Raw genomic sequence first — 273 nt, 5'->3', positions numbered from 1 at the left:
CGCAGTTTGAAAGAACCATTTCGATCAGATCATCTCTGTCAATAGAAGATATATTATAGCTAACATTTCCTGAGGTAATGATCGTTTCGATGTATCGATACTGATTTCCTACTTCATAAATGGTATCATTTAATCTTAATACCGATTTTCTGATGATATCTTCTTTGTTTATTTTTCTCAAAAACGCATACAGAATCACCGTATCAAGATAGGTATATCTGCTTTGTTCTGCTTTTTCATTCGTATTGATTCCATGTGACGAAAAAAGGCCAA

General features: G+C 33.0%; 1 protein-coding gene. It reads right to left on the bottom strand.

Annotated elements, in window-relative coordinates:
- Positions 1-273, bottom strand: a 273-nt coding sequence (locus tag SB724_RS20110) for a hypothetical protein (protein ID WP_410572604.1), incomplete at both ends; no start/stop codon positions are given.

This window comes from Bacillus sp. SIMBA_031 (genome assembly GCF_046535225.1).
In the GTDB taxonomy this organism is placed as follows: Bacteria; Bacillota; Bacilli; order Bacillales; family Bacillaceae; genus Bacillus; species Bacillus velezensis.
This window is presented reverse-complemented; position numbering and strand designations above follow the sequence as displayed.